9 protein-coding genes are annotated in these 16,198 nt (G+C 73.4%); 5 read left to right on the top strand and 4 right to left on the bottom strand.

The window, feature by feature from the left end:
- Positions 1-416: 416 nt before the first annotated feature.
- The 4 genes from MUU72_RS19935 (at position 417) to MUU72_RS35630 (ending at position 11,218) form a co-directional block, all read left to right on the top strand.
- The gene (locus tag MUU72_RS19935; RefSeq protein WP_248014682.1) at positions 417-887 is read left to right on the top strand and encodes an SUKH-4 family immunity protein; all 471 of its coding nucleotides are present in this window, start codon (positions 417-419) and stop codon (positions 885-887) included.
- 136 nt (positions 888-1,023) lie between these two features.
- Positions 1,024-1,413: a WXG100 family type VII secretion target gene (locus MUU72_RS19930; RefSeq protein WP_248014681.1), complete on the top strand. Its 390-nt coding sequence runs from the start codon at positions 1,024-1,026 to the stop codon at positions 1,411-1,413.
- A gap of 296 nt (positions 1,414-1,709) precedes the next feature.
- Positions 1,710-8,969: a toxin glutamine deamidase domain-containing protein gene (locus tag MUU72_RS35345; protein ID WP_282504328.1), complete on the top strand. Its 7,260-nt coding sequence runs from the start codon at positions 1,710-1,712 to the stop codon at positions 8,967-8,969.
- The gene (locus MUU72_RS35630; RefSeq protein ID WP_248014680.1) at positions 8,966-11,218 is read left to right on the top strand and encodes an SUKH-4 family immunity protein; all 2,253 of its coding nucleotides are present in this window, start codon (positions 8,966-8,968) and stop codon (positions 11,216-11,218) included. Before MUU72_RS35345 ends, MUU72_RS35630 begins: the two co-directional genes overlap by 4 nt.
- An 87-nt stretch (positions 11,219-11,305) precedes the next feature.
- Here the strand turns inward: MUU72_RS35630 and speB are convergent, their stop codons facing one another.
- Positions 11,306-12,277, bottom strand: coding sequence for an agmatinase (speB, locus tag MUU72_RS19905; RefSeq protein WP_248014679.1), 972 nt, complete (start codon positions 12,275-12,277; stop codon positions 11,306-11,308).
- A 170-nt stretch (positions 12,278-12,447) separates the two neighbouring features.
- On the opposite strand from speB, the gene MUU72_RS19900 reads away from it, so the two are divergent.
- Positions 12,448-13,239 (top strand): phosphatase, encoded by a 792-nt coding sequence (locus tag MUU72_RS19900; protein ID WP_248014678.1) that lies wholly within the window; start codon positions 12,448-12,450, stop codon positions 13,237-13,239.
- Between the two features lie 40 nt (positions 13,240-13,279).
- On the opposite strand, the gene MUU72_RS19895 is transcribed toward MUU72_RS19900, so the two are convergent.
- The 3 genes from MUU72_RS19895 to MUU72_RS19885 all read right to left on the bottom strand — a co-directional run bounded on the left by MUU72_RS19895 (position 13,280) and on the right by MUU72_RS19885 (position 16,089).
- Positions 13,280-14,170, bottom strand: coding sequence for an acyl-CoA thioesterase (locus tag MUU72_RS19895; protein ID WP_248014677.1), 891 nt, complete (start codon positions 14,168-14,170; stop codon positions 13,280-13,282).
- A gap of 19 nt (positions 14,171-14,189) precedes the next feature.
- Positions 14,190-15,347, bottom strand: a complete 1,158-nt coding sequence (locus MUU72_RS19890; protein WP_248014676.1) for an acyl-CoA dehydrogenase family protein — start codon at positions 15,345-15,347, stop codon at positions 14,190-14,192.
- Between the two features lie 103 nt (positions 15,348-15,450).
- On the bottom strand, positions 15,451-16,089 hold the full coding sequence (locus tag MUU72_RS19885) for an SACE_7040 family transcriptional regulator (RefSeq protein WP_248014675.1): 639 nt from the start codon (positions 16,087-16,089) through the stop codon (positions 15,451-15,453).
- Between the last annotated feature and the right edge of the window lie 109 nt (positions 16,090-16,198).

The raw sequence follows: 16,198 nt of genomic DNA, 5'->3' as shown, positions 1-16,198 counted from the left end.
CGGACCCGGGCCGGGGGCCGACGGCCGCGGCACGGGCCGAGGGCGCCCGCCCGGCTCCCTCCTCTCCCGCCCCACCCACCGGCGCCCGTCCGTACCGCCGCCCTCCCGCCCACCGGACGAACGGGGCCACTCCGGACACACCACCCGCCCCCTCCCCTCCCGTTGCGTCCCGCGCGCGGGCGAACCAAACGCGCCCGTCCGGCGTCGGTTAGGTTGACCGGGCTGGTCATCGGCCGATCCGTCGGCCGGGCCGGGTCACGCACAAGGTGCACGGGTCGCCTCCGGGCCGTATCCGGGTCGCCCCGCATGGGGTCCCCGGGCCGCCCCGATGCCCCCTTGACGTGCGCGTGACTCCGGCCTGACCAGCCGTCATGACAGCCGACATGACCGAGCGACGCGACACAGGAGGGACCTCCATGACGGACTCCGCAGCCGGCAACCCGGCCGGGAACGCCGGCGCCGGCCCCGGCGGCAACGCGCCCGGCGGCCCGGCGGGCGCCCCCGAGGGAGCCGCCGGCAACCAGCCTCCGCAGCCGCCCGTGCCGCCGCCGTACCCGCCGAGCACCGTCCCCGGACAGCAGCCCGGAGACCGGCCCGCCGTGGTCCCGGCCGACGCCGACCACGCCCTGGAGATCGGCCGCACCCACTTCCCGCCGGTCGGCTCCCCGGACGGCCCGGTCTCGCTCTTCGTCCACGAATTCGACGAGGGCTACCTCATCCACGCCGGCTGGCCCGCGCCCGAGGACCCCACCGCCCCGCCGGCCACCCCGGGCGGCAGCAACATCGTCATCAACAAGGCCAACGGCGATGTGACCAGTGTGCCCAACTTCCCGCCGGAATCGGCCATTGAGGTCTACCGGCAGTGGTACCGCCCGGGAACTCCCTGAAGTTCCCCAACGTCCGCACGGCGGGCATCGGTGACCGGCCTGTGACAACAGGCGTCTTGATGGGATGTCGGTGCCCGCGACTAGACTTTGCCTGAGGCCGGGCAACATGTGACGAGCTTTGAACGGGGGAGAGGCCATGGCCGGCGACGGTCTGCAAGCAGACGTACCGTCACTGAAATCGGGCGGCAGCGCCTTCACCAATATCGGCGAGCGCTACCAGTCCGCCGTCGAGAAGTTGAAGAACGGGCTGACCGACCTGGAGGGCACCGACACGCCTCCGTGGGGGGACGACGACATCGGCTCGAAGTTCGGCGTCGTCTACGAGGGCCTGCGCGACGGTATGTACGAGTCGATGGGTCACCTCGCCGCCAAGCTCCAGGAGATCGGCGGCGCGCTGAACACCATGGCCGACAACCACGCGAGCAACGAGGACTTCACCCACTCCTTGATGGAGCAGCACGTGGCCAACGCCGAGGCCGAGACCCAGTTGGTCACCAACATGAAGGCACCCAACCTCTCGGCCTGAGGCCGGCCCCACGGCCGGCCTGACGCCCCGACGCCCCACCCAGGACCCGTTCACGGCACTCCGTGTTCAAGGGGGCCGTACGGGACCGCTCGGAGCCGTACGGGGCCGCTCGGAGGCCCGCCCGGTGGCAACCGCCGCCGGCGCGCCACCGGCGGCCCGGTCCGGCCCCGGCCCGTCCGGCACCCGCCCGTCCGCTCCGCACCCGGCGCGCCCGCACCCGCGGTCCGCCACCCGGCGCTCCACCACGCCGCCCGCATCACGACCCATCGCTTCATCTGTTCTACGGGGGATTCCCAATGTCACTCATGCTGCCGGATGCGCTCGAGTGGGTCCTTCAGATGCTCGGCTTCGACTGGCCGACGGGCGACGAGGACAAGATGAACGAATCCGCCAGCCAGTGGCGGGAGTTCGCGAACATGGTCGAGCAGCTCCAGTCGGAGGGCGTGACGGCGGCGGGCAACGTCCTGTCGGCCAACACCGGCGACAGCATCGACGGCTTCAGCAAGACCTGGGACAAGTTCTCCGACGGCGGCAACGGCTACCTCAACGACGCCCGCGAGGCCGCCGAGCTGATCGCCTTCGCCATGGACGCCGGATCGGTGGTGATCGTCGGGATGAAAGTCGCGGTGATCGCCCAGTTGGTGATCCTCGCGGCAGAGATCATCGCGGCCCAGGCGGCCGCGCCCTTCACCTTCGGCCTCTCGGAAATCGGGGCGGCGGGTGCGACACAAGCCACCCGCCTCATCGTCCGCCGCATCCTCAAGGAAGCGCGGGACGCCCTGATCGAGGCGATCATGAACACCGTCAAGCAGCCGGCCATGGACGCGTTGCAGGCGATGATCTCGGACGCCATCGCGCAGGGCGTCAACATGTCGTTCGGCGCGCAGAGCGGCTTCGACGTCAACCGCAGCCTGAAGAGCGGCACCGACGCGGCCACGGACTCCCTCAAGAACACCGGCGAGAACTTCGGTACGAACTTCCGCGACGCCCTGGGCGGCAAGGCGGGCCACCACGCCCGCACCGGCCTGGACCACGCGGCCGGCCGGGGCGGTGAGCACGGCGGCGGCGAACACGGCAGCGGAAGCGGCAGCGAACACGGGAGCGGGGAGAGCGGATCCGGGTCGGGCTCCGGCTCCGGATCAGGCTCCGGGTCGGGGGAGCACGGCGGGTCCGGATCGGGTTCGGGGTCCGGCTCGGGGTCCGGGGAGCACGGTGGATCCGGGTCGGGATCCGGGTCCGGCTCCGGGTCGGGCTCGGGGGAGCACTCCGGGTCGGGGGCCGGGTCGGGCTCCGGCACCGGCACCGGCTCCGGCTCCGGCTCCGGCGATCACTCGGGTTCGGGCTCTGGCTCGGGCTCGGGGTCCGGTGCGGGCTCCGGTTCCGGTTCGGGTGGGTCGTCGCACGCCCCCCGCCCGGGCGAGAACCCCACCACCACCCCCGACCACGCCAACACCGACTCCGGTTCCGGTTCCGGTGCCGGTGCCAACTCCGGCTCCAACACGGCGAATTCCGGCGGCGGTTCGGGCTCCGACCACAGCTCCACCGGCGGCGCCGACCACCCCCGCCCCGCCCCGCAGCCGCTGCCGGACCCGTCGCACCGCACCCCCTTCGACGAGGGCTACCAGGCGGGCGGTCACGACGGCGCGAACGGGTCGGGCCACACCCCCGACGCGGGCCACACCACCCCCGACGGCGGCCCCAACGGCTCCGACTCCGGCCACACGCCGAACTCCGGGCACCCCGACGGGGTGAGCACCCACCCCACGGCCGACAACACCCCCAACTCCGGCCGTCCGGACGGCGTGAGCACCCAGCCCGCCCCCGACCACACCCCGGACGCGGCACGCCCGACCCCCCACAACGCCCCGGAAGGCGCCCCCCAGCCCACCGCGGACGGCACGCCCCACAACGCCCCGCACAACGGCCCGGAGAGCACCCCGCAGCACACCCCGGACAGCACCCCGCACAACGCCCCGGACAGCACGCCCCAGCACACCCCGGACAGCACCCCCCACAACGGCCCGGACAGCACGCCCCAGCACACCCCGGACAGCACCCCCCACAACGCCCCGGAGAGCACCCCCCAGCACACCCCGGACAGCACGCCCCACAACGGCCCGGAGGGCTCCCCCCGGCCCACCGCGGACAGCACGCCCCACAACGCTCCCCACAACGCCCCGGAGGGCTCCGCCCCCCACAACGGCCCGGAGAGCACCCCTCAGCACACCCCCAGCCAGAGCCACCCGGACCAGGTCGGCACCCAGCCGGCCCCGGAGCACACGGCCCCCTCCCCGCACAACTCCCCCGGTCCCGAGGCGCCTTCCCACGGTGACCAGGGTGCGTCCGACCGCCCGACTCCGTACCAGGCCCCGTCCCACGACGCGGGCTCCGGCAGCGGGAACGGCACCGGCAACGGCGACTCGTCCGGCTCCTCCGGTACGGGCGCCCGCCCCTCCATGCCGCACGTGGGCATCCCCTCGCAGGGCGCGCCCGTCCAGCACTCCGCCGGCCAGCCGTCCGCCCAGCACCGCGACCCCGCGGCGGGCGACCCCATGCCGCACGCCGCCGACGACCACGACACGACCGTCCGCACCCAGTCCGCCGACACCCTGACGGCGCCCCCGCCCACCCAGCGCAGCGCCACCGACTCCGCCGGTGGCGGCGGCAACGCGCCCACCGGGTCGGGTACGTCGCAGGGCTCGCCGTCGGCCGGCGGCCCGATGATGGGCATGCCCTCCGCCGCGCCCACCTCCCACGGCGGCGGCGCGGCGACCGGTGGCGCCCCCGGCGGCCCGTCCGCCCGTCCGACGGCCGACGGCTCCGGCGCGGGCTCCAACCGCCGCCCGGACGGGTCGCAGGTGGTCCGCGACGTCACCCAGCAGCGGACGCCGGACCGCCCGGCGTACAACCCGCGGCTGGACGGCCCGCGCCCCAACGCGGCGGCCCCGGGCCCCAACCGCCGCCCGGACGGCACCCAGGCCGTCCACGACGTCACCGATCGCCGCCGTCCCGAGCCCGCCGTCCCGTCCCAGAACCGCCCCGCCCAGCAGCCCCCGTCCGGCTCGGCCACCCCTCACCCGGGCACCCAGCACCCCACCGACTCCCACACCGGCACCGGCACCGGCACTCACACGGGGAACGGCTCCCAGCAGCCGCACCCGGACACCACCCACCCGGACAACACCCCGCGTCCGGAAGGCGCCCAGCCGCGCCCCGAGACCCCGCGCCCGGAGCAGTCCCACCCGTCCGGCCCGGACGCCCCCCACCAGGACCGGACCCCGCGCCCGGACACCACGCAGCCGCACCCGGAGACCCAGCACCAGGACCGCCCGCAGCAGGCCCAGCAGCCCCACCCGGACCAGCAGCACCCGCAGTCCCAGCACTCCCCGCAGCAGCCGCACGCCGACCACCCGGACGCCACCGACCACCCCAAGGACAACCGTCCCCAGGCCGACCACCCCAAGGACGACCACCCCAAGGACGACCACCCGAAGGACGACCGTCCCCAGGACAGTCACCCCAAGGACGAGCGGCCCAAGGACGACCACCCCAAGGACGAGCGGCCCGGGAACGACCGTCCCCAGGACCACGACTCCCGCCCCCAGGAGCAGCACCGCCCCGACGGCGCCGAGCCGCACCCCGACGGCAAGCGCCCGGAGTCGCCGCGCCCCGACGCGCCCCACCGCCCGGACGCCGACCAGCCGCATCCGGCCACGGCCAACTCCCCGCGTCCGGACGACAACCGCCCGTCGCCGCGCCCGGACACCAACCGCCCGGAGCCGCGCCGCCCCGAGCCGAACCGCCCCGACTCCGACCGTCCGGGCAACGAGCACCCCGGCAGCACGCCGACGCCGCACCACCCGCAGCAGCCTCACCAGCAACCGCACCAGCAGCCGCAGCCGCAGCACCACCCGCAGCAGCAGCACCAGCCGGGGCCGCAGCAGCACCACCCCCAGCAGCCCACGCTCCAGAGCCACCACCCGCAGCCCACGAACCAACCCCACCCGCAGCCCCACCACCCGCAACAGCAGCAGCACCCCAACCAGCCCCACCCGCAGCAGCACCAGCCCCAGCAGCAGGTGCCGCCCCAGCACGCCCCGCAGCACAACCAGAACCAGCCGCACAACCAGAACCAGCCGCAGGACCACCAGCAGCAGGCCCAGCACCCGCAGCAGCAGCATCAGCCGCAGCAGCCACACCACCAGCCGAGCCTGAACGACATCCGGGCCGGCCTCAACCACCACCCGGGCGGCCTCTACTCGCCGTTCCCGCACGACCAGCAGGCGCTGGAGCACCACTTCCCGCGCAACCCGGACGGCACCCCGCAGGTCCACCCTGACCCGTTCCAGCCCTGGTCCCAGTACCAGAACGACGGCGGCATCGGCGTTCCCGGCCGCTCCAACAACTGTGCCGACTGCACTCGTTCGTTCATGGAGTCCTGGTACGGCAACCCGCAGGTCTCCGCGCCCCGTACGTACGACAAGGACGCGCACGGCAACCTCGACACCCGCTCCGGCGAACGGAACGGCACGCACAACATCGAGCAGTGGGCCGGCACCAGCTTCCGCAACTCCGGCCAGAACGCCCACGACGGCTACAACAACATCGCCCACGAACTCCAGCAGGCGGGCCACGGCTCGGCCGCGGCCGTCCTGGTGACGTGGCCGAAGAAGGCGGACGGTTCGGGCGGCGGCGCCCACGTCTTCAACGCGGTCAACCACAACGGCAAGGTCGTCTGGGTCGACAGCCAGACCGGCAAGGTCAGCCACCAGCCCATCAACACCCAGGCGGACGGCGTCTGGCACCTCACCCTCGACGGCAACCGCAAGCCCTTCGACCCCACCGCCACCCAGCACCAGAACCCGAACCAGCAGCAGTCCCAGCACCCCCAGCAAAACCAGCACCAGCCGCAGAACCAGCAGCAGCCGCAGCAAAACCAGCACCAGCCGCAGCCGCAGCAGCAGCCGCACCAGCAGCCCCAACCGCAGCACCAGAACCCGCAGTACCCCCAGCACAACCAGCCCCAGCACCCCCAGGTGCAGCCGCAACCTCAGGTGCAGCAGCACCCCCAGGTACAGCAGCAGCCCCAGGTACAGCAGCAGCCCCAACACCAGCAGCCGTACCCGCAACAGCAGCCGCACCAGGGCCAGCAGCCCCAGCACCCCTACCAGCAGCAGCCCCAGCACCCGCAGGTACAGCAGCAACCGCACTACCCGCAGGTACAGCAGCAGCCGCAGCACCAGCAGCCGTATCCGCAACAGCACCCGCAGCAGCAGCACCCGCAGCCCCAATACGGCCAGCCGCAGCAGCATCAGCAGCCGCACTACGGCCAGCCCCAGTACGGCCAGCACCAGCCCCAACCGCAGCAGCACAACCCGTACGCCCAGCCGCAACCGCAGCAGCACAACCCGTACGCCCAGCACCCGCAGCAGCAGCACCCGCAGCAGCAGCACCCGCAGAACCCCTACCAGCAGCCGCACCCCCAGCAGCAGCCGCACCAGCAGCCCAACCCGTACCAGCAGCACCAGGGCCAGCCCCAGCACCAGCAGCCGTACCAGCAGCACAACCCGTACCAGCAGCCGCACCAGGGCCAGCAGCCCCAACACCCGTACCAGCAGCAGCCGCACCAGGGCCAGCAGCCTCAGCACCCCTACCAGCAGCAGCCACAGCACCCCCAGTACCAGCACCCGCAGCAGCAGCACCCGCAGCAGCAGCACCCGCAGAACCCCTACCAGCAGCCGCACCCCCAGCAGCAGCACGCCCCGGCACCGCACCAGCAGCCCCACGTGCCGCAGCAGCCGCACGTGCCGCAGCAACAACACCCGCAGCAGCCGCACGTCCAGCACCCGCAGCAGCCCTACCAGGGCCAGCCCCAGCACCCGTACCAGCAGCACCAGCCGCAACACCCGTACCAGCAGCACCCGCCCTACCCGCAGCACGCTCCCAACCAGCACCCCGGGGGCGCGCCGGAGACCCACCACGACACCGCCGACGGGAACACCCCGCACCACCAGGACCCCGCCGCGCCGGACCACACCAAGCCCGAGCACACCCCGGACCACACCAAGCCCGAGCACTCCGCCGACCACACGCCGGAGCACGGCCCCGCGCACCAGCCGCCGCACACCGGCTCCGAGCAGCCGCACGCCGCGGCCCCGCCGCGCAACCCCGGCATGCTCCCGCCGCCGGACCCGGGGGCGCACCCGACGCCCGGCCAGCACCACTCGCCGGAACCCATGGACGTGGACGAGCCGTCCCACTCCCCGGGCCACCACGACGCCGATCACGACGTCCACATGACGGACGCCGACCACGACACCGACCACGACCGCCGCCCGCTCCCGGACCGCGAGGACCCGCACCAGCAGCAGCTGGGCCTCGAACCGGACGCCGAGCAGCAGTCACTGCGCGACCACTCGCCCGTCCACCGCATCGAGCTGGACCACGTCCACGACCAGATGCTCCACTGGGCGGAGGACGGACGGCTGTCCAACCTCCTGGAGGAGTCGCACCAGCGCCTCCAGGCGGAGCGCGCCGCGCTCAAGGACGGCGAGCACCCCCCGCCCACCGCGTTCACCCACCAGCAGCTGGAGCACCACCTCGGTGACGAATTCCGGCGGATGAACGACGGTGAGCGCATGGCGGTGGTCGCCACGCTCGCCCGCGTGAGCAGCGACTACCACGAGAGCCAGGGCGTCGGCCACAACCCGAACCACGACTCCCAGCCGTACGCCAACGCCGGCAACCGCGCGGACGGCACCCCGGACCCGGCCAAGTCCTCGGACCGGCCGGTGAGCGCGCAATCACGCGAGGACGCGAAGCCCAATTTCCCGCCGAAGTACCGTAAGGAGGGCGACGCACCGAGCGACATCTCGTCCCTCCACGAGCAGCTCACCGGCAAGAGCAAGGCCAAACCGAACGCCGCGGAAGTCCACAACATCGTCGATGCCATCGGCCGGCACAAGCCTGATTTCTCCGGCAAGAACTACGCGGTGGTCGAAGTCACCGACCACAAGGGGAACACCACCTATATCGTCGATTCCTCCGTCCCCGCCGACCGCAGCGGCGTGACCCCGCGGCACTCGGAACGGCACCTGCTGGACTGGGTGGAACGGCAGAATTCACTGAAGCCCGACGGCCAGAAGTACACCGTCGCCAGCCTCTACACGGAACGGGAGCCCTGTGGCAGCGGCCAGGGGCACGCACACTGCTCCCGACTGCTCGATTCGCACGCGTCCATGCACGGAAAGCCGGTGTACTACAGCACGACGTACCGCACCGATCCTGAGGGCCTGGAGGCGCGCGCAGACGAGCGGGAGAAGCAGCGCAAGAAGTACGCGTCCCAGATCGACAAGGCGAACCAGATCCAGGACGAGACCCAGCGCCGCGAGGCACTGAAGGACATCAGCAAGAAAATCAACAACGCCGTGAAGAAGGTAGAGTCGCCAGCCGAAAAGGAGATGACGGCCGAAATGGACCGGCATCTCGCCGTCGTGGGCCAGCTCTGGGCGAAGTCCATGACGCACATCGTTTCTCCGCAAGCGAGTTCCCAGTGACAGAACCGACCGCCGACCAGCCCCTCCTGCCCCCCGATCAGGCTGCCGACCGCGTCGTCGACTGGTGGGAGAACCACCGCGACGACGCGAGCCTGGTGCACCTCGCGGTGGACGGGGACCACGGCGCCGCCGAGGCGGTGGTCCGGGAGGTGCACCGGCGGGTGCCCGGCAGCGTCCTGCTCGACGCGGCCGGGAAGTCGGCGGAGGGCCTGCTCCGCGAACTTCTGGACGAACTGGGCGTGCTGGCGGGGTGCCACTACGCCTTCGAGTGGGGTGGCCGGGTACGGAAGCTCGGCCGGGACCACCTGGTGCTGATCGACCACGCCCGCTCCGCCGGCCCCACCCGCCGTTCCGCGCAGCCCGAGCTGGTGGTGCGGCATCTGGCCGACAGGCTCCGGCTCATCAGCGGCCTCGGCACGGTCCTGGCCGTGCCCGGGGACCACAAGCAGCGCAGGGGGAGCATCACCCTGCGCCTCGCCGACCCGGCCGGCGGGGCGGCTCCGCCGGACCCCGCCGCCCTCCCCGCCCCCGTCCGGGCCCTCGCCTTCTCCGAGCCCCGCCGGGTCCCCCTGGCCGTCTGGCGCGAGCTGATCACCGCGGCCCGCGCCGCCGGCCTCACCGCCCCGGATACCGCCACCGGCGAGCCCACCGACGGCACCACCGACGACGAACTGGCCGCCCTGGCCCGTCGGTTCCCCGACCACCTCCACTGCGCCGACGGCCACGTCGCCTTCCGCGACGAGGGCACCGCCGACGCGATCCGCCGGGCGTACGGCCCCGAGCTGCCCGCCGCCGTCGGCCGCCACCTGGTCACCTGGCTCCGCGAGCAGGCCCCCGCTCTCCGCCACCCCGACGGCTGGGCCGCGTCCGGCCCCGTCGGGCGCTACGCCGCCGACGGCATCGCCATGCACGCCGCCCAAGCGGGCACGGACGTCCTCGACGCACTGCTCACCGACGGCACGGTCGTCGCACAGCTCCCCCCGGACGCCCTCGTGGACGCCGCCCACTGCGCCCACGACGGCTCCCTGCCCGGCAACAATCCGGCCGCGGACGCCGTACACCTGGGGATGTACGGCGTCCACCGACCCGATCAGCCCACCTGGGCCGCCTGGCTCCACCTCATGGCCACGGCCCGCGCGGACACCGCACTGGCCGAGGGCATCGAGCGCTCGGGCATCCGCCTCGCGTGGACCACCCTCTGGACCCACTGGCGTCCCCCGGGCGGCTGCCACCCCGCCTATCTGCACCCCGGCCCGGTCGACACCCCGTACCCCGTCCGCTGGCAGGGGCGCCCCGCCGTCCTGTCCTCCGGCGACCACCTGCACGGCTGGGACCTGGCCTCCGGCACCCTCCTCGCCGGCCCCTGGCCCGCGGACGACGACTTCCCCGCCGACGCCCGCGCCGACCTGGCCTGGGCCACCGGCGAGCACCCCACACCGGGCCCGGCCTCGCTCCGCGAACTCCACCACGCGGCCGACACCGCCGAAACCGTCGACGGCGTCCTGGAATCCCTCCTGAACGTCCGCCTGGACACCGGGACCCCCCTCTCCCCCGGCCGCCCCGCGCCCCTCGTCCTGTCCGGACCCGGCGGCATCCTCGCCCTCCAGCCCCACCCGGACGCACCCGTCACCGCCTTCAGCGACCCGGACAGCAGGGAACCCCTCCTGGGCACCCTCACCGCCACCGTGGCAACCACGCCCGCCGGCGCCCCCGCCCCCTCCCCCCGGGACCTGGCGGACCTCTACGGCACCGACGCGTACGTCACCATGCCCTCCGAGGACCTCCCCGAGGACCTCACCGACCCCACGGCCCGCCGGATCCTCACCGAGGACGGCCTCCCCGAGTTCGACGACCAAGGGCTCGCCCTCCAGCCGTCCCACCCGGACTTCCTCCAGGAAATCGAGTGGCCGGAGGACCACCCCGAACAGCCCGGCGACGACGGCCCGTTCCACCGCCTCGGTCAGTGGATGGGCGGCTACGTCGTCCTCGACGGCCCCACCGGCCACGTCCTGCGCTGCCCCGTCGAGGACGACGACCCCACCGCCGAGGACGGCGTCCTGGTCGCCACCGGTCTGGAGAACTTCCTCACCATGGCCGCCGCCTTCGTCACCGGCCGCCGCCTCCTGGCCGACCTCGACAACCGCGACGAGGCCGACGTCCTGCGCCAGCACATCGAAGACACCCTCTGGAGCATCGACTGGAAGGGCTCGGGCGCCGGCGCCTGGCAGTACGCCCTCCACAACGAGTGAGGACGGGGCCCGGCCCCGGAAAGCCCCGGCAAAAACCGCCGGCCGGCCCTCCCAGGGCCGGCCGGCGGTTCGGTTCGCGGTGTGCGGTCAGGCGCGGGCGGCCGCGATCTGGCGGGACATGATCGTGGTCAGCTCGTAGGCGGTGTGCGAGGCGGCGACCGCGGTGATCTCGGCGTGGTCGTAGGCGGGGGCGACCTCGACCACGTCGGCGGAGACCAGGTTGCAGGAGGCCAGGCCGCGCAGGATCTCCAGCAGCTCGCGGGAGGTCATGCCGCCCGCCTCCGGCGTGCCGGTGCCCGGGGCGTGGGCCGGGTCGAGGCAGTCGATGTCGATGGAGATGTAGAGCGGGCGGTCGCCGATGCGCTGGCGGAGCTGGTCGGCGACCTCGTCGGCGCCGCGGCGGTAGACGTCCGCCGAGGTGACGATGCCGAAGCCCATCTTCTCGTCGTCGGTGAGGTCCTGCTTGCCGTAGAGCGGGCCGCGGGTGCCGACGTGGGAGAGCGCGGAGGTGTCGAGGATGCCCTCCTCCACCGCGCGGCGGAACGGGGTGCCGTGGGTGTACTCGGCGCCGAAGTAGGTGTCCCAGGTGTCCAGGTGCGCGTCGAAGTGGAGCAGCGCGACCGGGCCGTGCTTCTTGGCGACCGAGCGCAGCAGCGGCAGCGCGATGGTGTGGTCGCCGCCGAGCGTCATCATCCGCGCGCCGGAGGCCAGCAGGTCGTCCGCGGCGGCCTCGATGGTCTCCACGGCCTCGTTGATGTTGAACGGGTTGGCCGCGATGTCCCCGGCGTCCGCGACCTGGGCGAGGGCGAACGGGGAGGCGTCCTGCGCCGGGTTGTACGGCCGCAGCAGCCGGGACGCCTCGCGGATCGCGTTGCCGCCGAAGCGGGCGCCCGGCCGGTAGGAGACGCCGGTGTCGAAGGGGACACCGACGACGGCGACCTCGGCCCGGCCGCCGACCTCGTCGAGGCGGGGCAGCCGCGCGAAGGTCGCGGGCCCGGCGTAGCGCGGGACACGGGAGGAGTCGACGGGGCCCACGGGCTCGTTCGATGCGGTGGTCATGCGCCTGAGGGTAGGACCGGGCCACCGGGCGTCCCATGGACATTTGCGGACTCCGCGCCGCGTGCGTTCGACGTTTCGTCCAGTGCCGCGGCCGTCCCGCCGCGCCGTGCCGCGGTGTCCGCGCTGTGGAACGCCCCGCCCCGGCTGACCGGCCCGGGCACAATGGCGCTATGCCGATAGCCGCTGCGGCCCCCTCGCGTGCCGAACTCATCGACCATCTCGTACGGACCCGGATCGCGGGGGAGGTGGCCACGCCCCGCGAGAACAACCTCCTCCACTACCGCCGGCTCGCGAACGGCGACCGCCACTACTGGTTCGGCCTGGAGCTGGGCGACCGCTGGACGGACGAGCAGGACGTGCTGGCGGTGATGGCGGAGCGCTGCGGGGTCAGCGACGACCCGCACCACCGGCAGGGCCAGGACACCATCGACCCCGAGCTGACCGTGGACGCCCTGGACCGCGCCGCCGCGGTGCTGCGCAAGGCCGCCGCCGACCGCCAGCGCGTCCTGTTCGCCACCGGCCACCCGGGCGGCCTGCTGGACGTCCACCGGGCCACCGCCCAGGCCCTGCGCGACCGGGACTGCGAGATCGTCGTGATCCCCGACGGCCTCCAGGCGGACGACGGGATGGTCTTCCAGTTCGGTGACGTGGCGATGCTGGAGCGCGGCGCCACCCTGTGGCACACCCACTCCCCCGAGCCGATGGCCGCCATCCTCGACGGCCTGGAGCGCGCCGGCCGCCCGCTGCCGGACCTGGTCATGGCCGACCACGGCTGGGCGGGCTGCGCGGGCCAGCGCGGCCTCGCCACGATCGGCTTCGCCGACTGCAACGACCCGGCCCTCTTCCTCGCCGAGTCCGAGGGCACCGTCCAGGTCACCGTGCCGTTGGACGACCACGTCCTCAGCCCCCGCCACTACGACCCCCTGACCAGCTACCTGCTGGCGGCGGCCGACCTCCGCTGAGTCCGCGGGGCGCGCCCCGGCCGCACCGGGCGGGCGGGGCTCAGCCGGTCCGCGGCGCCCGGATGACGCCCTCCTGGACCACCGTCACCGCCAGCCGGCCGTCGGCGGTGAAGATGCGGCCCTGCCCCAGTCCCCGCCCGCCCTGTGCGGTCGGGGACTCCTGGTCGTAGAGCAGCCACTCGTCGGCGCGCAGCGGGTGGTGGAACCACATGGCGTGGTCGAGGCTGGCGCCGACCACGTCGCCCACCGCCCAGCCGCCGCGCCCGTGCGCCAGCAGCACCGAGTCCAGCAGGGTCATGTCGGAGACGTAGGTGACCAGGCAGAGGTGGAGCAGCGGCAGGTCCTCGGGGCCGTCCAGCTTGCCGTCGGTGCGGAACCACACCTGCGAGCGCGGCTCCCGGGCGGTGCCGGGGGCGGCGAACGGCGGGGGCTGGACGTGGCGCAGGTCGACCGCGGCCCGTGCCCCAAGGAGCCGCCGCACCATGTCCGGGGTGCGGAACCGGTCGGCGTACCGGGGCAGGAGTTCGGCCTGGGTGGGCAGGGTCAGCGGATCGGGTACCGCCGGCATCGGCTCCTGGTGCCGCGGCGCCGGCTCCTCGGGTGCGTGGAAGGAGGCGGTGAGGTGGAAGACCGGCCGGCCGTGCTGGACGGCGACCACCCGGCGGGTGGTGAACGACCGCCCGTCGCGGACCCGGTCGACGGTGTAGACCAGCGGTGCGCCGGGGTCACCGGGCCGCAGGAAGTAGGCGTGCAGGGAGTGCGCGGGGCGGTCGGCCGGGACCGTGCGGCCGGCGGCGACCAGTGCCTGGGCGGCGACCTGGCCGCCGAAGACCCGGGGCACGATCGAGGCGCGGCTGCGCCCCCGGAAGATGTCGTGCTCGATCCGCTCCAGGTCGAGCAGATCGAGCAGCGACCGCAGTGCGTCGTTCACGTACCAGGTCTCCGCAGCGTCACAGGCCCATGGACTTGGCGATGATCGACTTCATGACCTCGCTGGTGCCGCCGTAGATGCGGTTGACGCGGTTGTCGGCGTAGAGGCGGGCGATGGGGTACTCGTTCATGAAGCCGTAGCCGCCGTGCAGCTGGAGGCAGCGGTCGATGACGCGGTGCGCGACCTCGGTGCAGAAGAGCTTCGCGGAGGCGGCCTCGGCCGCGGTGAGCTCGCCGGCGTCCAGGGCCTCCAGGGCGCGGTCGGCGACGGCCTCGGCGGCGTCCACCTCGGCCTGGCAGGCGGCCAGTTCGAACTTGGTGTTCTGGAACGAGGCGACGGTCTTGCCGAAGACGGTGCGCTCCTGGACGTAATTCTGAGCGAACCGGACGGCGGCCTTGGCCTGCGCGTAGGCGCCGAAGGCGATGCCCCAGCGCTCGGAGGGGAGGTTGCGGCCGAGGTAGGAGAAGCCGGCGTTCTCCTCGCCGAGCAGGTCCTCGGCGGGCACCTTGACGTCGGTGAAGGCGAGTTCGGCGGTGTCGGAGATCTTCAGGCCGAGCTTGTCGAGCTTGCGGCCGACGGAGTAGCCCTCGGACGTGGTGTCCACCGCGAAGAGCGAGATGCCGAAGCGGCGGTCGTCCTCGCGGGGCGGGGAGGTGCGGGCGCAGACGATGACGCGGTCGGCGTGCACCCCGCCGGTGATGAAGGTCTTGGCGCCGTTGAGGACGTAGTGCGAGCCGTCCGCGGAGCGCTTGGCGGTGGTCTTCATCCCGGCGAGGTCGGAGCCGGTGCCCGGCTCGGTCATCGCCAGCGCCCACATCTCCTCGCCGGTGACGAACTTCGGCAGGTAGCGCTGCTTCTGCGCCTCGGTGGCGAGCATCCGGATATACGGCAGGCCCAGCAGCACGTGGACGCCGGAGCCGCCGAAGGTGACGCCGGCACGGGCGGTCTCCTCGTACATCACGGCCTCGAACTTGTGCGAGTCGACGCCGGCCCCGCCGTACTCCTCGGGGACGCGGATGCCGAAGACCCCCAGCTCGCCGAGCTTGTAGTAGAAGTCGCGGGGCACCTGGCCGGCGGCGTACCAGTCGTCGTGCACCGGCACCACCTCGGCCTCGATGAAGGCGCGTATGGTCTCGCGGAACGCCTCGTGATCCTCGTTGAACACCGTCCGGCGCATGCCTGGCCTCCCTCACCGCCACACCTGGCTAAGCGTTTGCTCAGCGCAAGCTACCGGCCGGTCACCAGGGCTGTCCAGGGGTCGGGGCACCCCGCCGGACCGGTCAGCCCGCGGCCCGCGCGGCGCCCGCCGGGGCGTCCGCCGCCGCACCGTCCACCGCGCCGAACGCCCCCAGCGCGAGCCGGTGCAGCAGCCGGGCCATCTCGGTACGGCCCGGCAGGGAGCCGGGGCGGCCCAGGTGCGGGGTGGAGTTCAGCAGCCCGAAGACGGCGTGCACCGCGGCCCGCACCTCGGACTCCGGCGACCCGGGGTGGACCTGCCGGACCACCTCCACCCACAGCTCCACGTACTGCCGCTGGAGCTGGCGGACCCGCTTGCGGTCGGCCTCCCGGAGGCGGTCCAGCTCGCGGTCGTGCAGGGTGATCAGCGGGCGGTCGTCGAGCGCGAAGTCGATGTGCCCGCCGATCAGCGCGTCGAGCACCGCGGCGGGGGTCTCGCCGCCCTCCGCGACCCGCATCCGGCCGCCGGCCAGCAGCCGCTCGCTGATGCCGACGAGGAGTTCGGCGAGCATCGCGTCCTTGCCGGCGAAGTGCCGGTAGAGGCCGGGCCCCGAGATGCCCACGGCCGCCCCTATCTCGTCCACGCCGACGCCGTGGAAGCCGCGCTCCGCGAAGAGCCGGGCGGCCTCCTTGAGGATCTGCTCGCGGCGGCTGGTCGGGGCGGGGGCGTGCGCATTGCTCATGCCGTCGATTGTAGACAGGGCGGTTAGTGGTCGTTAACCTGAAGGGGAAGAGGTTAACGCCTATTAACCCGCTTGGGCACGGAGCACACCCCGCCCCGCCCGGCGGCAG

This window comes from Streptomyces rhizoryzae (assembly GCF_023155275.1).
Taxonomy (GTDB): Bacteria; Actinomycetota; Actinomycetes; order Streptomycetales; family Streptomycetaceae; genus Streptomyces; species Streptomyces rhizoryzae.
Note: the sequence above shows the minus strand (reverse complement) of the source record. Positions and strands in the feature narration are given on the sequence as shown.